Raw genomic sequence first — 21,005 nt, 5'->3', positions numbered from 1 at the left:
GGCATGGCGGAACGTATTCGTCGCTTGGTGATCAAGGAGTTCTTGGCGATCTTCCGCGATCCGGCCAGCCGCATGGTCGTGATCGTGCCCCCCTTGATGCAGCTCTTGATCTTCAGCTTCGGGGCCACGCTCGAGGTCCGCAACGCCGGGTTGGGCATCTACAACGAAGACGCGGGCCTGCTGGGGCGAGAATTGGCCGCCCAATTCCGGTCCATCCCCGGCACCTTCTCCCGCATCGTCCCCTGCGAAAGTCTCGCCGACGTGCGGCAGGCCCTGGATACCCAGCGGGTTCTCGCCGTGGTGCATATTCCCCAGGATTTCACGCGTTCGCTTCGGGCGGGCCGCGCGCCCACGGTCCAGATTTTGCTCGACGGCCGGCAGTCCAACGCCGCCGCCGTGACGCAAGGCTACTGTAGCCGCATCGTCCGCGATTTTGCCCTCACCGCCCTGGCTCGACGGGCGATCGCCGGGAAACCGACCCCGCGGGCGATTCCCGTCACGCGCGTTTGGTTCAACGAGAACCTGCATCCCCTGTGGAGCTCGGTGCCGGCCTTGCTGGGCATCCTGACCAACCTCGTGACGCTCCTCGTCACGGGGCTTTCCGTCGCTCGGGAACGGGAACTGGGCACCTTCGACCAATTGCTGGTCTCGCCGTTGCGGCCGGGCGAAATCCTGATCGGCAAGGCCGTCCCCGCCCTCGTGACGGCCTACGCGGAGGGCGGCCTGATGATCCTCATCGCCGTGACTCTCTTCGGCCTGCCCTTTCGCGGGTCCCTGCCGCTCCTGGCCGGCGCCTTGTTCGTATTTTTGCTCGCCATCGTGGGGGTCGGTCTGTGGATTTCCTCGATCTCCTCGACGCAGCAACAGGCCTTGCTGGGGGCTTTTACCTACATGGTCCCCGCCGTGTTGCTCTCCGGCTTCGCCACGCCGGTGGAGAACATCCACCCGGCCATCCGCTGGCTTGCCGACATCAATCCCTTGCGCTACATGGTGGCGATCGGTCGCATGGTCTTTCTGGAGGACCCCTCGCCGGACGTGGTTTGGCCGTTCGTCTGGCCGCTCCTGCCGATCGCGGCGTTCACCCTGCTCAGCTCGGCCTGGTTCTTCCGCCATCGCCTGGATTGAGCCGCCGGCGTTCACTGCCGGCAAATCCCGGGTAGCGCCCAAGACACCTCCAGCTTACGCTGGAGGCTCCACATTGACGAAAAATTATCGCAACCCGAGCCGCCGGCGTCAGCCGGCGGTGTTCCCGCGCCGACAACATGCGCCATCGGCGTCAGCCGGCGGTGTTCGCCGGGGGCAAATCCCGGGTAGCGCCCAAGACACCTCCAGCTTACGCTGGAGGCTCCACATTGACGAAAAATTATCGCAACCCGAGCCGCCGGCGTGAGCCGGCGGTGTTCCCGCGCCGACAACATGCGCCATCGGCGTGAGCTGGTGGTGCTCGCCGGGGGCAAATCCCGGGTAGCGCCCAAGACACCTCCAGCTTACGCTGGAGGCTCCACATTGACGAAAAATTATCGCAACCCGAGCCGTCGGCGTCAGCCGGCGGTGCTCCCGCGCCGACAACATGAGCCACCAGCGTGAGCTGGTGGTGCTCGCCGGTGGCAAATCCCGGGTAGCGCCCAAGACACCTCCAGCTTACGCTGGAGGCTCCACATTGACGAAAAATTATCGCAACCCGAGCCGTCGGCGATGGAGTAACTGAAGACGATGCCGACCATGGTGACGAAGGCGGGGAGGGCCTCGGCGGGATTGCTCCATTCGATCTTCAGCACGTTCCGCAGCATCATGGAGCCGACGACCAGCAGGGCCGCGCCGGTCAACGGCGGATAGCTGCCGAGCATCTGCACGACCGGCCCGAAAAACGGGGCCAGCAGAAATAACACCGCTACGGTCAGGGCGGTCAGGCCGGTTCGTCCGCCCTGTTCCACGCCGGCCGCGCTCTCGATGAAGCTCGTCACGGTGCTGGTCCCCACCGCCGCGCCGAACACGGTGCCGACGGCGTCCGCGGTCAGGGCCTGCTTGGCCCGCGGCAACTTGCCCTCCCGGATCAGCCCCGCCTGCTCGCTCACGCCGACCAGCGTCCCCAACGTGTCGAACAGGTCCATGAAAAGGAAGATCAGGATATAGGGTAAAAACGGGAGCGCGAGGGAGAGCCGCAGGTCCATCCGGCCCAAGGTCGGCAGGAGCGACGGAGGCTGAGAGATCACGGCTTCGGCGGGCGCGAATTGGGTCATCAACTTGGATTGGCCGACGGCGGGCAAGTCGGCCAGTTGGGGCACGGCGGGTATCACGGCACGGAGCACCCAAGCCGTCGCCGCCGCGGCCGCAATGCCCAGCACGATGGAGCCGGGCATCCGCCGCCCGTAAAGCCCCGCCGTCACCAGGAAACCGACGAAGAACACGATCACGTCGGGCCCGGCCAGGCGCGGGCTGAGTTTGATGATCTGCTCCGGCGTGCCCACGATGATGGAGGCCCCCTGCAATCCCAACAGGGCGATGAACAGGCCGATCCCCGCGGCGATGGCGTTTCGCATGCTGGGGCTGACCGCGTCCAGCAGTTTCTCTCGCACCCCCAGCAGGGACAGGCCCAGGAACAGAATGCCCGAATGGAAAATCACGCCCAGGGCGATCTGCCAGGGCTGGACGGAGCCGGGCTGGAGCCGGCCGGCGGCGACCTCGTTCTCGATCCAGGCCGCCGCGGCGGGTACCAACGAGCCGATGAAGAGGAAGTTCTCGCCCATCCCCGGCGCCAACGCGATGGGGTATTTGGCCCACAGCCCCATGACGATCGTCGCGACGGCGGCGGCCAAGCAGGTGGCCGACATCACGGCGCCGAAATCCATGCCGAGGTCTTCGCGACCCATCAACCGGCCGGAGAGGATCATCGGCTGAAGAACGATGATGTAGGCCATGGTCAGGAAGGTGGTCAGGCCGGCCAGCAGTTCGGTGGGCACGTTCGTGCCGTTTTCCTTGAGACGAAACCAGCGTTCCAACATGGCAGTTCCTCCGCGAACCGATTGCCCGCCCCGGCCGCGAGGCGGCCGCGCGGCCTCCCGACGTGCGAGCCCGCGCCCTCATGGTATCGCCGCCGGCCGCAGCATTCCACGGCGGGCATGACCCTTCGGAGCACGCCTCGGCGGATCCGCCGGCAAGGGCCGAACATGCGGTTTGTGCGGGCGATGCGGCCTGCGCGCGATGCGCCGCGGGTTCGGAGAAATCGCGAAAAAACGGTCGCGGCGTAGCGGACCGACGGATCGTGCGGGCTGTGCCGTATGCGTCCGGCGCGGCGCGATCCTTTTCCCGCGAATCACCCGATCTTTCGTCAATACCGGCCGATCCGCCGGACGATGCCGAAAGAGAGCGAAACGCGGCCGCCGAGTCGGCAGCATCCTTTCGCCGGCGGCGAACCGTCGGCGAATGCCCCGGCGCCGCGCGTGGAAATCGGATTCCTGTCGCGCCGAGGTTCACGGAAGGTCAACGATGGAACGCAATCGTGCGTGGAGTCGGCTCCTGCCGGCATGGTTTGCCGTGGGAACGATGGTGGGGATGGCGCTGTCGGCACCGGCATCGGCGGCCGACGGGGGATCGATGCCGCGGCCCGCCGCCGCACCCTTCTCCGGAAGCGGCACGTTCCGCGTGGAGCCGTTACCCCCGACCGCGGATGCCGCGAGCCGCGCCGCCGCAGCGACGGAGTATCTCCCGGTAGCGGGAACCGTGCGACCGCGGTTGCTGGGCGCCGTGCCGGACGAAGCCCTCGCCTCGCCGGGGCGGATCGAATTGGCGGGCGACGAGGCGGACCGCTTGACACGCGAGGCGTACGATCTGGCGGGCCGCGGCGCGCTCTTCGCCGCCCGCGAGCAATTCCTGGCGGCCTTGCGGATTCCGGCCGAGGCCTGGGACGCGGAGTTCCCCGACCGTCGCCGCACGGCGAGCCTGAACGCCGCCTGGACCGCCCTCCGCGAAGCGGAAGATTTTCTGCCGCGCAGCGCGACCGCCGCACCGCCGGACACCGCCTTGGTCGCGGCGGGGCACGCCACGCCCATCTTGAAGGAGGCCGACCTCCGCGGCGTGACCGGCCTGGAGGCCTACCGCCGCTATCTGGCCTTCGCCCAGGATCAATTCGCCCTGGCGGCCGGCTCCGACGTCACCGCCTCGATGGCCCTCCGCGGCTTGGGCAAGGTTTACGGTGCGTTCGCCGAGCGCGGCGCGACGCAACCGCGCGAGGCGGCGGCCGTCGCCGTGATGTTCTATCAGGCCGCCCTGGCCGCCCGTCCCGACAATTACATGGCCGCCAATGATCTGGGCGTGTTGCTGGCCAAGGGCGGTCGGTGGAGCGATGCCCGCCGCGTCCTGGAATACGCCGTCGCGCTTGCTCCCAACCCTTCGACCTGCTGGAACCTGATCCGCGTCTGCTCGGCGTTGGGAGATCCGGTCGGAGTGGAACAGGCCCGGCAAGTCCTCTTGGCCGCGCATCGTGGGGCAACCGCGGCCGACGATCGCCGGCCGGAAATCCGCTGGGTCTCGCCGGAGAGCTGGATCGACGGCGAAAACCAGCCCGAGGACGGCTTGATCCGGGGAGAAACGGCGACGACGGCCGGGGCGTCGCAACGATCGGCCGACGCCGCGCGACCGGATGCGGCGCGGGCCGCGACCGGGCAAGCCCGCGCCGAATCCACATTCCGCGACAACCCGGGCGATCGCTTCCTGGATTGGCTGGGACTGAAGCGGCGGACGCCCGGCGCCGCCGAGCAACCGTGGATTATCAGTCGGCCCGCCGACGAGGCACGGACCGCCGCGACGGCTTCCGGCGTGGGGGGCGAAGGCGCCGCAGCCGCCGGTTCGAGCGGGGACTTGCCCATCCGTCGCACGGCTTGGTCGGACGCCGGGGACCGCGCCGCCGAATCGGCGGGAAGGCCGGAACGGGCGATACCGAGCGTCCGCGGTCCGTTGACGGTGGACCCGGTTACCGGCCTCGCGCCGGGGGCTTCGCCCGCCTCTCCGCCGGCCTCCGCATCGGGCTACCGCTGCGGCGTGCAGTGCCGCGACTGCGACGGCCTGCGGCGCGGCGGCTGGGATCGCGCCCGCCTCATCGCCTGGGAGCGCTACGCCCAAGGCGAGTACGTCGGGGCCGCCCGTGCCGCCCACGTCAACGAGTACCGCCTCCGCGTGGATGACGAACTGCAAATCGTCTACCGCATTACCCGCGAAGAGACCAGCCGCCCCTACCGTTTGAACGTGGGCGACGAAATCCGCGTCGAGTCGGCCGTCGATCCCAAGATCGAACGCACCGTCATCGTCCAACCCGACGGCACCGTCACCCTACTGTTCCTCGGCCAAGTCAAGGCCACGGGACACACCGTCGATCAGTTGCGGTTGAAACTGGACCAACTCTATTCCAAGTACTATCGGAATCCGTCCATCACCGTCACGCCCGTGGTCGTCAACAGCAAGTTGGAAGACCTGCGGGCGAGCGTGGACCGCCGGGCGGGAGAGGGCGGCCAGAGCCAAAACGTTCGCGTCACGCCCGAGGGCACCATCTCCCTGCCGCTGTTGGCCACCGTCCCCGCCCAGGGTTTGACGCTCCGCGAATTGGAGCTGGAACTGAACGCCCGCTACCGCGAACACTTGGAGGGCATGGAGGTCACACCGATCCTGACGCAGCGGGCGCCGCGGTACGTGTACGTGTTGGGCGAGGTGGCCGCGCCGGGCCGCTTCGAATTGACCGGCCCGACCACCGTGTTGCAGGCCGTCAGTATGGCGGGCGGATGGAATAAGGGCGCCAATCTGCGGCAAGTCGTGGTCTTCCGCCGCGGCGAGGACTGGCGATTGAACGCCGCCATGCTCAACCTGGAATCGACCCTGCACGGTCACAACGCCTGCCCCGCCGATGAAATCTGGCTCTCCGATTCGGACGTGATCATCCTGCCGAAGAATTTCTTCCAGCGGGCCGACGACTTCATCGAGATGGTCTTCACCAAGGGCATCTACGGCGTATTCCCGATGCAAGCCACCATCAACTTCGCCAAACTGAGCACGATCTGATCGCCCCCGAGCCGCCGATGTTCGAGCCGCCGGCGTAAGCCGGCGGTGCTCACCGGTGGTGAATCCCGGGTAGCGCCGTGGACACCTCGGGCTTACGCCCGAGGCTCCCAATCGACGAAAAATTATCGCATCCTCGAGCCACCAGCGTGAGCTGGTGGTGGCATTAGCCGGCGGTGCTCACCGGTGGTGAATCCCGGGTAGCGCCGTGGACACCTCCAGCTCACGCTGGAGGCTCCATGAAAACGTATACGCAAACAAACACCCGAGCCGCCGGCGCAAGTCGGCGGCGGGTCCCGGGGCTAGGCCGGGGGAATCGCGATGGGGTTCGTCCAGGCGTGGTTGCCGGCATCGTCCACGACCTCCACCCGAACCCAGCGGTACCGTCGGCGGGATTCCGCGAACTTCCACTGGACGGCGGTCAGCGGCGCATCCGATGCCCGAACCACATGCCCGTTGCCCACCCCATCGTATCGGAAAATGACTTTCCGCACGGGACTGACGGCGATGCGGACGGCGCCGTCCTCGATGCGGCAATCCTCGATGGTCGGGCCGGCCGAGGCGTAGTACGCCCCCCGCTCCACCGCCTCCATGATCGCCGCGGCATCCAGCGAGGGCGCCTTGATCATGGTCCAGCCGAGATTGATCAACCGAGAATTGTGCAGGTCATCGGTGGCGATCCCGCCGATCATGCGTCCGGCATTCAGCGCCTGATCCCAGTGCACCGAACCATGTCCGTTCGCGTTCTCCACCTCGCAGCCGCTGTTGAAGACTTCCACCGCCACGTAGCCGGTGACCTCCAGCATCTCGTTGAGGGTATGGGCGGTCCAATAGGGATGGGCATAGACGACCTTGCCGCCCGCCGCGAGGACGCGATCGATCATGTCTTGAGCCGCGAGGTTGCGATCCAGCTCGAAGGGGTGCGGGATATTGAGGGCGACGAAATGGTGGGTCGGCCCGCCCGTCCCCGTCCGCGGATGCATCTCCAGGCCGACGATGGGAAGGAAGTCGTCCCGCACAAACCCGCTCAAATCGTTGGTCTTCCAGTGATCGGTGACGGCCACCACTTGGTAGCCCGCCTCGCGATACTGCGACAACCGCGTCGGCACGTCCACGTCGCCGTCCGAGGTGGTGGTGTGGACGTGGAAGGCGGCCTTGTACCATCGCCCCTCTTGCAAGAAAGGATTGAGCAGCGAGGTCGCCGCGGCGGGCGGCTCCTCGGCCGACGCTTGCCGCGATCCCAAAGCCGCGCGGGCGGCCACGGCTCCCGACAAAGCGATGAAGGTTCGGCGATCCATGATGGTCACTCCGATGAAATGGCAGGATGGCATCAACGAAACCGGTCCCCGCGACCGAGATCGGGAAGTAGTATAGTCGAGGCCGAGCACCAGAGGCAACCACGTCGGGCGCTGAGGCGCGGCCGCCGCCGCGCGATCGTTGTTTGAGCCGCCGGTGTAAGCCGGCGGTGTTAACTGATGGTGAATCCCGGGTAGCGCCGTAGACACCTCCAGCTCACGCTGGAGGCTCCATGAAAACGTATACGCAAACAAACACCCGAGCCGCCGGTGTAAGCCGGCGGTGTTAACTGATGGTGAATCCCGGGTAGCGCCGTAGACACCTCCAGCTTACGCTGGAGGCTCCAAATTCACGAAAAATTAACGTACCCCCGAGCCACCAGCGTAAGCTGGTGGTGGCATTAGCCGGCGGTGCTCACCGGTGGTAAATCCCGGGTAGCGCCGTAGACACCTCCAGCTTACGCTGGAGGCTCCAAATTCACGAAAAATTAACGTACCCCCGAGCCACCAGCGTAAGCTGGTGGTGGCATTAGCCGGCGGTGCTCACCGGTGGTAAATCCCGGGTAGCGCCGTAGACACCTCCAGCTTACGCTGGAGGCTCCATGAAAACGTATACGCAAACAAACACCCGAGCCGCCGGCGTAAGCCGGCGGTGTTAACTGATGGTGAATCCCGGGTAGCGCCGTAGACACCTCCAGCTCACGCTGGAGGCTCGCCGTGTTCCGCCACCTCCAGCTCACGCTGGAGGCTCCAAATTCACGAAAAATTAACGTACCCCCGAGCCACCAGCGTAAGCTGGTGGTGGTCACTGATGGTAAATCCCGGGTTGCGCCGGGGACACCTCCAGCTCACGCTGGAGGCTCCAAATCGTGGACGCCCGAGGTTTACCGCGTTCTCACGCGGCGTCGGGAACGGCGATGGGTATCGCGTCGGTCTCGTTCGCCCCGGGCGTTTCGGCGGAGCGGCGGGCGACGACGCGCCAGGAGCCGTCGCGCTCTCGGCGATAGACGATGCCCCGCCACGCAATGTTCCGCCGCAGACCTCCGCGGATCAAAGCCGCCCAACCGATCAGGGCCAGACACGGGGCCGCCAAGATATCGAGGACGAAGATGGCCGCCATCTTGGGGAAAGCGGCGGGGCAATACGTCCGCGTGGCCCAGGCGCGACATACGCCGCGTAGGGCGTACACGAGGTACAGCAGGCCGACCCCCGCGCCTGCTACGACGCGGACGGCCGGCGAAGGTCCCGCCCAGGCAGCAACCGCCAGCCCCCAAAATGAGAGTTGCGCGAATGCTTGCAGCAGCACGGCCGCCAACCACCAGCGGAAGATCACATGTCGCGTGAGCGAGAACTGCCGTTCGATAAACGCTAGAGTCCAGGCCCAATTCCCGTGATTGCGAACGGGGATCATGCAGGCCGGTTCGAACTCCACGTGCAGGCCCGCCTTCTGCAACACATCCGCCACCTTCAAGTCGTCGCAAATCGTCCCGGACCAGGCGCCGCGGATGTTCAGTCGCTCGAAGGTTTCGCGGGCAATCGCCCAAGAACCACCCCAGACCAAGTTGGGAGCGCCGCGGCCCAAAAGCATGGCGTAGCCGGCGTTGATCGAATAGACCACCAGGTCGGCGAACCGCAGACGGTCGGCCGTGAACCAGCGGTAGCCGGTCACCACCGCCGTACCCTTTTCCTTCAGACGCGAGGTCAGAGCCCGCAGCCAATGGTCGGGCGGGGCGGCATCGGAATCGGCGAAGGCCAGGACCTCCACGCAGGGCGGAATGTCGGCCGTGGCGGAGCGAAGGTTGTGGACCTTTTGCGCCTCGCCGCGGGCCTCGCCCGCAAACAGGACCTCCGCCCGCCGCTCGGGATGGGCGGCAATCCGGCCGCGAATGACGTCGTAGGCAGGGTCTTCCGGATGCTCCACGACGAACCGCAGGCGGTAGTTGGGGTGATCTTGGCAAAAGAATCGCTCCAGATTCTCCGCCAAATCCGGTTCCGCCCCGCGACAGGGTACGATGAGCAGCGCCGGCCGCCGCGATTCGAGCCGCGAGATGTCGCGCAGCCGCGACGCGGCAAATCGCCGATGTTCGTACGCCTGAATCAGCAACAGCGCAGCCTGAAGCAGGGCCGCGGCCGCCCACAGCCCCACCACCGCCAACCAAAATCCGTCCATGGATGCCGACAAGGGAAATCCTCTTTTCCGCGGCGCCGGTCCGTGCCTGCGCAGACTAGCCACGAGCCGCCCGATCACCTCGGCGCCCTACATCGACGCTGGGAGGCAGCATAACCCTTCGCGCGGGCGCCGTCAATCGGAATCGGGACAAAGTGGGAAGGTGGAAAGGTGGGAACGTGGGAACGCGGGAACGTCCGGCACGACGGCCGCTCACCTCAGCCGTTCGTCGCCATTGCCCGAGAGTCCTGCTGCGTGGACGGCGCGGAGGAATAACCGTGATGCCGATAATAGCGCCGCCGGACCGTGTTCCCGTAGAAATGCCCGAAACGGTTGGGACGCTCCAGGATCGGCATGGAGCGAATCTCTTCCCGAGTCATGGACCGAGCCACGGAATCGGCCGAAACGGGTGCGGGCACGCTCCAAAACATGCTCGCCGCAATCCCCACGAACAACAGGTAGCGCAACGCACTTCGCATGGCGGTCTCCTCACAGCAAGCCGACAAAAAACCGAACGCGTCCATTCGATCCCGGCACGGAACCGCGGACTCCATTTGCTACATGATTTTTCGGCGCCCGGGCGGGAGAGATATCGGCGGGCAGGCGAACGTAACGGGAAGGCCGCGTTGACCGAGAACAAGAGAAGCGCGGCCCGTATCGTTTACGACGAATCCGCGCTCCATGCCGGTCGTGCGACCGCGTCTTGCCTTCCTAAAATCACAAATATTCCGAAATTGCCCGCACGACAAGCCCGGCCCCCGCGACGCCCGGCCCTTGTCCCCAAGACACCCCCGGGCATAAGCTTCTCGTGGGCATTCGCGTTGTCTCTTTCGCCCCAGATCGCTACCGTTTCCACCGATCCCGGCCCTTGCTTCATGCGTGAACGTTCCGAACCTTCCACCGCCGTAACGCCCGCGGAAAGCGGGGCCGCAATGCCCGTCTTGCAGCCGGGGTCGCCTCACGGGATACCGGTCCGCAGCGCAAACCCGCTCGATCCGGAACGCCGCCGAAACTCCATGCGAGATGTGGGCGTGTTGCTGGTCGGGCATGGGACGCGGGAGCCGTCCGGCATCGCGCAGACCCGCAAGCTGTTCGAACTCGTGGAGTGCTCCCTCCGCGGAAAGGACTTCGAGGGACCGGTCGCGCTCTCATTCCTGGAACTGGTCCAGCCGAACATACCCGCGGCGCTGCCGTCCCTGTCGCAGCAGCCGATCCGCCGTTTGATCGTGGCTCCCTTGATGCTGTTTGCGGCGGGCCATGTGCGGCGCGACATCCCCCACGAGGTGGAGGCGGCCTTGGGTGACGGCACTCGGCCCAGCGTTCGCTACCTGGACGCCCTGAACGACGACCCCGCCGTGCTACGGCTGTCGCTCCGCCGCGAGCAGGAGGCGGTGGGTTCGCAACCCGGATGCCAAGATCACCCGGACGATACGGACGACACCTTTTACCTCTTCGTCGCCCGGGGCAACCGCGATCCCGAAGCCCTGAAGATGACCCGCCGGGTGCTGGAGCATCGTGCCCGGCAGTCGCGGCGGCGGCACTACGGTCCGGCCTACTTGGCCATGGCCGAGCCCACGCTGGATCAGGCCCTCGATCAGGTCGCACAAGGCCCCTGGAGGCGGGTGATTGTGCAACCCCACCTGCTGTTTCGGGGACTGCTGGAGCAAGAGCTGCGGGCCAAGGTCGCCCTCCGCGCGGAAGTGCGACCCGACATCGCCTGGATCGTCACCGACGTTCTGGGCCCCGATCCGATCCTGGCGGAAAGCCTGGCCGACAAGATTCTCGCGGCGATTTCTTCCGAAGGAACCTGATGAGGAAGTCGCCGTACCGCTAGCGGACGACGTCGGCCTCGATCCGGTAGATCATGCCGCCGAATTGCTGGTTCAGCACGTCCGGTTGGGACGTGAAGACGCCGCCCACCCCGATCCTCTTGGTACTGTAATCCAGCTTGATGCCGTTCTTGAGGTGGATCTCGACCATTTGGGTGGGTTTGAGCTGTCCCTGGCAGAAGTTGCAGTGGGCGAGCTCCGCCACCATCACGAAGTCGGTGATTCCGAAAGCCTTTTGGCCCGCCACCATGTGACCGTACAGAAAGACCTTTTTCCCCTCCAAATCCTCAGCTTTTTTGGAGATAGGGCTGCGGTCGCCGGGGTCGGGCTGGAGATCGGCGAAGGTGATGAGGCGGTAGCCCGGCGGAGAGGCCGCCAAAAAGTTGTACATCACCCAGCTCGTCCCGCTCAGCCCGAAGACCAGCGAGAACAACACGCCGGTCTTGGCCATCCCCAGGCCCAGGCGTTCTTTGGGCAACCGCAGGATCTCCCGGCGTGCAACCCATCCGAACGCCACCCCCGCAATGGGGAGAATCACGGCGTACACCGTCAAAAAACAGATGACGGAAAGGATGCCCAAGACCAAGCTGATGACCGCTTGCGGCTGGATCGCCCGATACCCCGAGCGGGATTGGGCGGCCAGCTTGTAGGTCCGTCGCATTTCGGACGCGGCAATCTTGTCGGCGGGAGTACCCACGGCCATGAACACGGTCTCCTCGAGCTAACCGGTGTCCGGTCTCACCCCTCAGCGGGGAACTTCACCCGGCCGTCACCATTAAATTATAGGCAACGACCGGCGGCCGGCCCCGATGCTAAGGCTACGACCCCGGGCCGAAAAAGGTTTGACGATTCGCCGAGGAAAATCCGGAAATGAGGCCGCGGCAGCGCTTTCACGGGCCGGTCGGCGGGGTGATGACGGCCGCCCAATGCCCCTCGCCCGGGGCAGCCAAGGGGAGTTTCTTCCCTCCTGTCACGGTTTCCGCCTTTGCCACTTCCCCCTTTTGGATGTCGATCCATTCCAGACGCAGGTCGCGCGGCATGCCGGTCAGGTCGAGCAGGACGCGGCCGCCGTCGGGGAAGTACATGATGCAACCCTTCGCCGGGTTCGCCGCCGCGAAGGCCTCGTTCTCTTCCCGTTCCCCCAGCAGATCCTGCCGGGGTTGCAGGTCCCAGAAGCGGACGCGGCTTTCGGCCAGTCGGGCGGCTCGAATCGCCGCCTTGGCCTTCTCCGACAGACCCAGCCCGGCGTCCGGCCGATGGAACCGCGCCGACGCCGCCCCCGCCAAAATCAGCCGCCAGAACCGCTCCACGCCGTCCCGGTCGGTACCGTATCGTCCGGTATCCGCGCCGTAAATCTTGACGCTGTTCAGCGGTCGCGGACTCGCGGCGACGTATTCCCGCACCCAAAGCACGTTCCCCCAGTGCACGTCGCCCTTGTTGTGGTTGTTTTGCGAGATGTCCGCAAAGCCGTACAGCTCGGGATGATCGAGCGTCCGCCGATGTTGCGGGGCCTTCAAGTCCCAGGCGTCCCACATCTCGGTCACGTAAACCGTCTTGCCCTGCGCCTTGGCCCGATCGCGGATGAACTCGGCCCAGAACCGCCCCCAGGCCTCCTCGCCCGAGGTCTCGTTATCCATGCAGTACAACACGTGATCGTATTGCAGCGAGTACGACAGCAGCTTTTCCACGAACCGTGCTTGATAGGGAAAGACCACGCGGTTGTCTCGCTGGGCGGGCGTGGTGAAAAAGAACGGCTGCTTGTTGGCGCCGGGGTGGTCCGGGTAATGCTCCGCAAAACCCGATTCGGCATAGTCGTAGTTCACATTGTTTTTCGGGTTATAGGGATGCGGCTCCCAATTGTCCCGGGAATAGTCGAAGCGGTCCCAGACCTCGATTTGTACGAAGATCCGCCGCTCGGCCGTCCACTTGAGCATGTTCTCGAACCGCCGCCAGTATTCCTCATTCCACTGATTGAGGTCGTACTTCCCGCTTTCCAGCCGCAGGAAGGGATAGACCTCGAAACCCTTGTCGGGCCGATCGCTCATGGTGTTGCGGATGTAATTGGCGCCGACCTCCACCATCTCGTCGAGGTGCTCGCGGAGGTCGGGAATCTGAAACAGGTTGTCGTCCTTGCTGCCCCCCAGGAGCATCACCGGCCGACCCTGATACTGCCAATAGCGCGGGTTTTCCTTCCAAGGTTGAAGGGCGTCGTCGGCGGTGAGGCCGGGCGACCATGCCCAACCCGACCAGAGCATCACGGCCGACAACGCCGCCCAAAGCCGCCTATCGGCAACACGGCTGCGTCGCACGGGCGAGCCGGCAGGCCCCGCCTCCGTGGCAATACCCCGCGAACCCAGTGAACCGCATGACACCGGCATCGAACCTTGCGACCGCATGGAATCGCCTCCTCCCAATGGTGAACTTGCGCTGCGAAATCACGTACCCGAACCGCGGGCCGATCGGACCGCCGTCCGCCCACGAGCATAACAACTTGCCGGCGCCATGCAACCAGCCCGAGCCGCCGGCGCAAGCCGGCGGTGTCCACGGCGCTACCCGGGGTGCACCACCAGCTCACGCTGGTGGCTCGGGGCGAAACCGGCAGCTCACGCTGGTGGCTCAGGGCGACACCGGCAGCTTACGCCGGAGGCTCCCATGTTGCACCACGTGGGGCTTGCGCGCGATGCTCATTACGCCCGCGGGTCCGTCTGGTAAAATCGAGAAATCGTCGCTCCCGCGTCGAACCGCCGCCGAGTCACCGGGAAACCGAGCCGCCCATGACGGATGAACCGCTGCCGGAAATGCCCCACTGCGTCCCCAGCGACCAGCCGCGCACTGTGGCCGAGTTGGCCGAGCGGTTGCTGCCGGTCTATCGCGTGGAAGGGGGAACGATCCAGCTTTCCGGCTGCTCAATGGACGAGCATCTCTTCTTGCGGATCGATTTCGAGACCGACGACGGCGACGAACGCGTGGTCCTGGACGCCCAAGGCCGATGCCTGGACCTGCGGCAAATCTCGATGCTCGGTCTGGACGGGACCGTTCCCTTGCCGAAGCCGCGGCCTGTGCCGCCCGACCTTTTGGAGCGGCTTTGGGAGCAGGGCCGGTGCAAGGTCGCGGAACGCCGTCCGCTCGGTCCGCTCAAGCCGGCCGTGGTCTGGTGCAAGCACGTGGAGGGCCGGCTCCGCGCCTGCTTCGGCGAGAAACTGGTGGAAGTCTCGTTCTCGGACTGGGCGCGGCGTTTGCAACCGCCCGCCTTCACCTGCCCCACCACCGCGCGGAAGACGTTCGCCCTGACGCAGACGGACGACGGGCGGATCGTGGCGACCGAGGAAGCGGCGGTCTGCGAAGAGACTCGCCGCGTCGTGCTGCGGACCGAGTTGATCCGCTGCGAGGTTTCGGGAAAGCAGGTCCTGGCGTCTCTGACGACCCGCTGCCCCGTCTCCCATCACGTCGTGCTGCGCGATCGGTTGATGCCGTGCAAGTTGTGCGGGCAGGAGGTCAGCCCGGCCGTCCTGGCGGCGGGCGTGTGCGCGGCTTGCCGCGAGGTCCGGCCGATCGCCAAGACCGATCCCCGCCTCATCCGCCTCCTGGCCGAATACCCGATCCTCGACCGCTCGCTCTCTTGGAGGATGTCCGAAACGAGCGCGGTGTACATCATCATCAGCCAAGGTTGGTGGCAGCGGCTGTATTGGGTGGTGGATAAGGAGTCGTTGCGGATCGTCCGCCTGGCCCGCGGGCGGCGCTTCTCCCGCGATTGGCAGTTCCTCGCCCCGGAGGAATACCCCACCACGCTGGAGGAGTGAGAACGCTCCCTACATCCGGTCGGGGGGCGGAACGGCTGCCGACAAGAAACCAAAAACGCGCCCCACAGGACTCGAACCTGTAACCTTCGGTTCCGTAGACCGATGCTCTATCCAATTGAGCTAGGGGCGCAATGCGGACGCCGCGAGGAAAAGCCTCGCATATCCACAACTTCGGTTGTATAGCCGTCGGCGGTTCGAGTCAAGCGGCCCTCCCCACCGCATAGGCCGTGGACACCTCCAGCTTACGCTGGAGGCTCGAGTTTTCATCCACCTCCAGCTGACGCTGGAGGCTCCAAATTGACGAAAACCACACGAACGAAAACGCAACGCATCTCCGAGCCGCCGGCGTGAGCCGGCGGTGGAGCCGTGAGGCGATGGCAAATCCCGGGTAGCGCCGGAGACACCTCCAGCTAACGCTGGAGGCTCGCAAACGCATACGCGAAAAAATACCTGAGCCACCAGCGTGAGCTGGTGGTGCAGCCGTGAGCCGGTGGCAAATCCCGGGTAGCGCCGGAGACACCTCCAGCTAACGCTGGAGGCTCGCCGCGTTGCGCCACATCCAGCTTACGCTGGATACTCCCATGATGATCCACCTCCAGCTTACGCTGGAGGCTCGAACGCACGAGGCTCGGGGGGTTTCTATTGCAACTTGGCGCCGGCGAGGGTCGCGTCCAGCATCTTGCGCGGCGACTCCACCCATGCCCGCTTCTCGTAGTCGTACGGAATCGCCACAATGCGATCGGGCGTAATACGGACCACCATGATCTCGGAAGGGCTGTTCGGGGCCGGCGACGGGAGTTGCAGGAAGCGGATGCCGCGATACACGTCGGCCTTGGACTGGTGATAGTGTCCTCCCAACACCAGGATCACATTCTTGCCGCTCAGGGCGTCCACCAAGGCGTCGCGGTTCGTGATTGCGTCGTAGCAAAGGTGCAGGGCGACCACGACCGGCACATCGTCCGGCACCCTTTTCAGCTCCTCGCGGATGAACCGCAGGGCCTGTTCCGCGACGGGCTGGGCCGGGTTGTTGAGGCTCTCGTCGTACTCCGCGTGCACGGCGAGGAAGCGGACGCCTCCCTGCTCGAACGTGTACGACAGCGCCCCGTGCCGGGCGACGATCCAGCGGTGCATGGTCTCGCTGGGCGCCTTTCCGCCCGCGTCGTGATTACCCGGGATGTTGTAGGCCGGGAACTTCAACCGTTTCTCGATCAGCTCGGCGTAGCGATCCTTGGCGGCGTTCGTGGGCCATTCGGTGATGTCGCCGCAGCCGAAGACGAAGGCGGGGACGGCCACCACCCCGCCGATCTGCGGCGGATACGGCGTCCCGGGCAGCTCATTCATGGCGTCGACGGCGGGCAGGAGGTGATCGGCATTGCCGTCCGTTTGCACGTGCTGGTCGGACCAGCCGAAAAAGGTCAGGCCGACCTCGTCCGCGGCTGCCCTGTTTGCCGTGCCGGCCGCCGCCACCAACGCCGCCGCCGCCACCGACATCGCGCCCAGCTTCGCCGAATGGAACATGGTTTTCATGCAAGCAAGCCCTCTCGTCAGGTCTTCCGGAAAACGCAGGCCGCGGAACAACGCGCCCGGATCGGCCTTCATTATGTTCGGCGTCCGGCCCGGCCGCCACTTCCCATGAAGCTTGGCCCGGGATCGGCGTACAATGAGGGCTGGGCGTCTTCCGGTGTATTCATCATCTCGCGAATCGGAGGCGGCGCCGTCCGGGCATCGAGCGGGCAGTCCGGCTCTCGCAAGCAAGGAATCGGTGATGCGGCAGGTCGAGTTTCCGCAAGTCTTTCGCGTTCGTCAACGGTTCGTTTCGCGGCGAATCGCCGATCTCGAGGGTGCCGTCCGAAACGCCTTGGACCGCCTTGCGCTCCGCGACCGGGTCCGCCCGGGGCAAAGCGTGGCGATCACGGCGGGCAGCCGCGGCATCGCCAATTACGCCCGCATCCTGCGGACCGTGGTGCGATACTTCCAGGAGTCGGAGGCGGAGCCGTTCATCGTGCCGGCCATGGGGAGCCACGGCGGGGGCACGGCCGAGGGCCAGCGCGACGTCTTGGCCCGATACGGGATCACGCCCGAAACGATGGGCTGCCCGATCCGCGCCTCGATGGAAACCGTCGTCGTCGGCCGCGCCGCGGAAGGCTTCGACGTGCATTTCGATCGTTACGCGTGGGAGGCCGACCATGTGGTCGTCGTCAACCGCATCAAATCGCACACGCAATTCACCGGGCCCATCGAGAGCGGCCTGATGAAGATGCTGCTGATCGGGTTGGGCAAGCACCACGGGGCGGAAATCTACCACCGCGCGGTCGAGGACTTCGGCTTCGATCGGATCGTGCGGAGCGTGGGCCGCCTGGTAAGAAGCCGCTGCCGGATTCTGTGCGGATTGGGGCTGGTGGAGGACGCCTTCGACGAGACCGCGCACGTGGAGGCCCTGCCGCCCGACCAATTCGAAACCCGCGAACCCGAACTCCTGGAACTGGCCAAGGCCTGGATGCCCCGGCTCCCCTTCGACGACGCGCACATCCTGCTCATCGACCGGCTGGGCAAGGATATCAGCGGGGCGGGGATCGACACCAACGTCATCGGCCGAAAATACCACTACCATCACGCGGCGGAAGGCGAGCGGCCCCGCATTCGCTACATCTGCGTGCGCGGCCTGACCGAGGCGACCCACGGCAACGCCATCGGCATCGGCTTCGCCGAGTTTTGCCGCAGCGAAGTGATCCGAGGGATGGACTTCCACGCCACGCGGATCAATGCCCTGACGGCGGGCCACGTCGCCGCCGGGATGCTCCCCTTCGACTATCCGACGGATCGCGAGATGCTGGCCCATGCCTTGGCCAACATCGGCCTGACTCCGCCCGCGCAATCCCGCCTGATGTGGATCGCGGACACATCGCATCTGAGCGAGTTGGAGTGCTCGGCCGCCTATTGGGAGGAGGCGCGAACGCGGAGCGACCTCGAGCTTCTGACGGAGGCTCGGCCGCTCCCCTTCGACGCGGCGGGGAACCTGCCGTGCGTGCAAGAGCTTGCCCGGTCGGACGGCCGTTGAGAGGCCGAGCGAGCGGCGGCATCGTGGGCCGACGTTCGAGGATCCGGCCGGGACCGCCTCGTGCCGGCGGCCGGGGCTCCTCGCCGTGCCCGAGGTCCGCGCTCCGCCTGAGGTCCGCGCTGCATCGCGCGGCGCCGTGATCCCGGCCTGCGGAACCGCAGTCGGTTCGGCCGTCGCCGTCGCCGTCGCCGTCACACGTCCAGGTTTTGCACCTCCAGGGCATGCTTTTCGATGAACTCGCGGCGGGGTTCGACCTTTTCGCCCATCAGTACGCGGAACATTTCGTCGGCGGCGCCGGCGTCCTCCATGGTGACCTGGACCAGGGTGCGATGGGTGGGATCGAGCGTGGTATCGCGCAGCTCCTCGGCGTTCATTTCGCCCAAGCCTTTGAAGCGGGTGATTTGCAGGCCCTTCTCGCCCGCCGCGCGGACCGCCGCCAAAAGTCCCCGCAGGTCGTCCAGGCCGTGCTCGATGTCGCCGCGGCGGAAGGTGAAGCGGGGTTTTTCCTCGCCCGGCCGCTTGATCGTGAAAAGCCCGTCCAGATCGAATCCCATCTCGCGGAGATCGTTGAGGAGGTTGTTGATGCTGCGGACCTCGTGCAATTCCACGATGTGGACGCGGCCTTCTTCCTCGTCCGCCGCCTCTTCGCCGGGCGCCGGGGCGGCATCTTCGCCGTTGCGGTCGGCCTGCACCAGCAAGTCCTTGCCGGTCTCGGCCTCGCGCTGCTCCAGGAAGTCCTCCATTTCCTTGCGGCCGGTGAACCAGAATTCGTCGCTGCCGATGAAGACGTGATAGACGGGCAGCCGGCCGGTGGTCGGATCGCGCCGGGCCGCGTGATCGCGGAGGCTGATGCCGCGGCGTTCCAGGGCCATGATGGCCGCATCCAACGAGGCCAGCGTGCGGCAGAGGCGATCCAACTCCGCGCCTTGGAGGACCCGGCCGTCGCCGCACTCGAAGACGGCGTCGGTGATGCCCGCCTCCAGAAGCTGGTTCTTCATCTCCTCCTCCGTCTGCACGTAATAGACGTCCTTGCGGCGGCGGACGCGATACAGCGGGGGCTGGGCGATGTACACCATGCCCGCCCGAACCAGCTCGAACATCTGCCGATAAAAGAAGGTCAAAAGCAGCGTGCGGATATGGGAGCCGTCCACGTCGGCGTCGGTCATGATGACGATCTTGCCGTAGCGTCGGCGGGAGAGATCCAACTCCTCCCCGATGCCCACCCCCACCGCGGAGATGATGCTGCGGACCTCTTCGTTGCTGAGGACTTTGTCCTCGCGGGCCTTGTAGGCGTTGATGATTTTACCCCGCAGCGGCAGGATGGCTTGGAACTCGCGGATGCGGCCGCCTTCGGCGCTGCCGCCGGCGGAGTCGCCTTCCACCAGATACAGTTCGCAGCGATCGACCTCGCGGCTCGTGCAGTCGCGGAGCTTGCCGGGCAGGCCGCCGCCGCTGAGGGCGCCTTTGCGCTCGCGGACGAGCATGCGCGCCTTGCGGGCGCTTTCGCGGGCCTCCGCCGCCAAAAGGGCCTTTTGCAGGATCGCCCGCGCCGTCTTCGGGTTCTCCTCCAAGTACTTCGCCAAAAACTCGCCCACCGCCGAGTTCACGATGCCTTCGACTTCGCCGTTCCCCAGCTTGGTCTTGGTCTGGCCCTCGAATTGCGGATGCGGCACGCGGACGGCCAACACGCCGGTCATGCCCTCGCGGAAATCGTCGCCGGTGGGTATCAGGTCCTTGAACATGCCGCTCTCGCGGCCGTACTGGTTCAGCGTTCGCGTCAAGGCCGCGCGAAAGCCGGAGACGTGCGTCCCGCCTTCCGTGGTGCAGATGTTGTTCACGTAGGAATGGAAGTTCTCGGTGTAGTCGGCGCAGTATTGTAGGGCCAACTCCACGGCCACGCCTTCCACCTCGGTACTCACGTAGAGCACATCGTTGTGCAAGGCCCCGCTGGCCCGGTTCAAATACTCCACGAACTCCACGATGCCCCGCTGGAAGCGGAAGATCTCGCCCTGATTGGTCCGCTCGTCGCGAAAATGGATGGCCAGGCCGGCGTTGAGGAAGGCCAGCTCCTGAAGCCGCCGCCACAGCGTGTTGTAATTGAACTCGGTGACGGGGAAGATCTCGTGATCGGGTTTGAAGGTGGTCTTGGTCCCGGTGCGCTGGGTGCTGCCGATGCGGCGGACGGGACCGGTGGGAATCCCCCGCTCGTATTCCTGCTGATAAACACTTCCTCCGCGATGGACTTCCACCACGCACCATTCGGAGAGGAAGTTGACCACGGTCACGCCCACCCCGTGCAAACCGCCGGAGGTATAGTAGGCGCCCTTGCTGAACTTGCCGCCGAACTTGAGCACGGTCATCACGCCTTCCAGCGTGGAAATGCCGAGGGCGGGATGCGTTTCCACGGGGATGCCGCGGCCGTTGTCCTCCACCGTCACCGAGCCGTCGGCGTTGATGGTGACCCAGATGTGCGAGGCATACCCGGCCATGGCCTCGTCCACGGAGTTGTCCACGACCTCGAAGACCAGGTGGTGGAGGCCCCGCGTGCCGGTATCCCCGATGTACATGCTGGGGCGCTGGCGGACGTGATCGCGGTCGCTGAGGTGCTCCAGTTTGTCGGCGGAATACTCGTTCTGGCCTTCCACGGCACGGAGATTGATCCGCTCGGCTTCCGCGCCGTCGTCTCCCGCTCGCGCCGTCGCTTCGCCCGGGGAGGGGACGGCCTGGGGATTGCGACCCTCGGCGTCGGGTTCACCGGCTCCGTCTTCCGATACCGCATCCACGCGCTTGACGTCATCCATATCCGTGTTC

At 65.8% G+C, this 21,005-nt stretch carries 13 protein-coding genes and 1 tRNA gene; 5 read left to right on the top strand and 9 right to left on the bottom strand.

What is annotated here, in order from left to right:
- Nucleotides 1-3 precede the first annotated feature (3 nt).
- Nucleotides 4-1,125, top strand: a complete 1,122-nt coding sequence (locus ACZ5B4_RS14185) for an ABC transporter permease (protein ID WP_464911885.1) — start codon at nucleotides 4-6, stop codon at nucleotides 1,123-1,125.
- A gap of 416 nt (nucleotides 1,126-1,541) precedes the next feature.
- On the opposite strand, the gene ACZ5B4_RS14180 is transcribed toward ACZ5B4_RS14185, so the two are convergent.
- Entirely contained in the window at nucleotides 1,542-3,002 is a 1,461-nt protein-coding gene (locus ACZ5B4_RS14180; protein ID WP_464911884.1) for an NCS2 family permease, read from the bottom strand.
- A 484-nt stretch (nucleotides 3,003-3,486) separates the two neighbouring features.
- Between ACZ5B4_RS14180 and ACZ5B4_RS14175 the strand changes: the two genes are divergently transcribed.
- Nucleotides 3,487-6,048, top strand: a complete 2,562-nt coding sequence (locus ACZ5B4_RS14175; RefSeq protein ID WP_464911883.1) for a polysaccharide biosynthesis/export family protein — start codon at nucleotides 3,487-3,489, stop codon at nucleotides 6,046-6,048.
- Nucleotides 6,049-6,347: 299 nt separating this feature from the next.
- Here ACZ5B4_RS14175 and ACZ5B4_RS14170 read toward each other — a convergent pair whose 3' ends face one another.
- From ACZ5B4_RS14170 to ACZ5B4_RS14160, 3 genes are all read right to left on the bottom strand, one after another.
- The gene (locus tag ACZ5B4_RS14170) at nucleotides 6,348-7,343 is read right to left on the bottom strand and encodes a CehA/McbA family metallohydrolase (protein ID WP_464911882.1); all 996 of its coding nucleotides are present in this window, start codon (nucleotides 7,341-7,343) and stop codon (nucleotides 6,348-6,350) included.
- Between the two features lie 892 nt (nucleotides 7,344-8,235).
- Complete coding sequence (locus tag ACZ5B4_RS14165; RefSeq protein ID WP_464911881.1) at nucleotides 8,236-9,522, bottom strand: glycosyltransferase family 2 protein; 1,287 nt, start codon at nucleotides 9,520-9,522, stop codon at nucleotides 8,236-8,238.
- Nucleotides 9,523-9,725: 203 nt separating this feature from the next.
- A complete protein-coding gene (locus tag ACZ5B4_RS14160; RefSeq protein WP_464911880.1) occupies nucleotides 9,726-9,986 on the bottom strand; it encodes a hypothetical protein in 261 nt (86 codons plus the stop codon).
- Nucleotides 9,987-10,382: 396 nt separating this feature from the next.
- Here ACZ5B4_RS14160 and ACZ5B4_RS14155 point away from each other — a divergent pair, with 396 nt between their 5' ends.
- The gene (locus ACZ5B4_RS14155; protein ID WP_464911879.1) at nucleotides 10,383-11,318 is read left to right on the top strand and encodes a sirohydrochlorin chelatase; all 936 of its coding nucleotides are present in this window, start codon (nucleotides 10,383-10,385) and stop codon (nucleotides 11,316-11,318) included.
- A gap of 19 nt (nucleotides 11,319-11,337) precedes the next feature.
- Here the strand turns inward: ACZ5B4_RS14155 and ACZ5B4_RS14150 are convergent, their stop codons facing one another.
- Nucleotides 11,338-12,039, bottom strand: a complete 702-nt coding sequence (locus tag ACZ5B4_RS14150; protein ID WP_464911878.1) for a DUF4190 domain-containing protein — start codon at nucleotides 12,037-12,039, stop codon at nucleotides 11,338-11,340.
- A 187-nt stretch (nucleotides 12,040-12,226) separates the two neighbouring features.
- Nucleotides 12,227-13,732 (bottom strand): hypothetical protein, encoded by a 1,506-nt coding sequence (locus tag ACZ5B4_RS14145; RefSeq protein WP_464911877.1) that lies wholly within the window; start codon nucleotides 13,730-13,732, stop codon nucleotides 12,227-12,229.
- A gap of 378 nt (nucleotides 13,733-14,110) precedes the next feature.
- Here ACZ5B4_RS14145 and ACZ5B4_RS14140 point away from each other — a divergent pair, with 378 nt between their 5' ends.
- On the top strand, nucleotides 14,111-15,136 hold the full coding sequence (locus tag ACZ5B4_RS14140; protein ID WP_464911876.1) for a hypothetical protein: 1,026 nt from the start codon (nucleotides 14,111-14,113) through the stop codon (nucleotides 15,134-15,136).
- Nucleotides 15,137-15,192: 56 nt separating this feature from the next.
- Here ACZ5B4_RS14140 and ACZ5B4_RS14135 read toward each other — a convergent pair.
- Nucleotides 15,193-15,266, bottom strand: a tRNA-Arg gene (locus ACZ5B4_RS14135).
- A gap of 509 nt (nucleotides 15,267-15,775) precedes the next feature.
- Nucleotides 15,776-16,663: a metallophosphoesterase family protein gene (locus ACZ5B4_RS14130; RefSeq protein WP_464911875.1), complete on the bottom strand. Its 888-nt coding sequence runs from the start codon at nucleotides 16,661-16,663 to the stop codon at nucleotides 15,776-15,778.
- A 238-nt stretch (nucleotides 16,664-16,901) separates the two neighbouring features.
- Here ACZ5B4_RS14130 and ACZ5B4_RS14125 point away from each other — a divergent pair, with 238 nt between their 5' ends.
- Complete coding sequence (locus ACZ5B4_RS14125; RefSeq protein WP_464914029.1) at nucleotides 16,902-18,194, top strand: nickel pincer cofactor-dependent isomerase, group 22; 1,293 nt, start codon at nucleotides 16,902-16,904, stop codon at nucleotides 18,192-18,194.
- A gap of 191 nt (nucleotides 18,195-18,385) precedes the next feature.
- Here ACZ5B4_RS14125 and ACZ5B4_RS14120 read toward each other — a convergent pair whose 3' ends face one another.
- Nucleotides 18,386-20,995 carry a DNA gyrase subunit B gene (locus tag ACZ5B4_RS14120; protein ID WP_464911874.1) on the bottom strand — a complete coding sequence of 870 codons (2,610 nt, stop codon included), beginning with the start codon at nucleotides 20,993-20,995 and terminating at the stop codon, nucleotides 18,386-18,388.
- Between the last annotated feature and the right edge of the window lie 10 nt (nucleotides 20,996-21,005).

The organism is Thermogutta hypogea (assembly GCF_055386265.1).
This window is presented reverse-complemented; position numbering and strand designations above follow the sequence as displayed.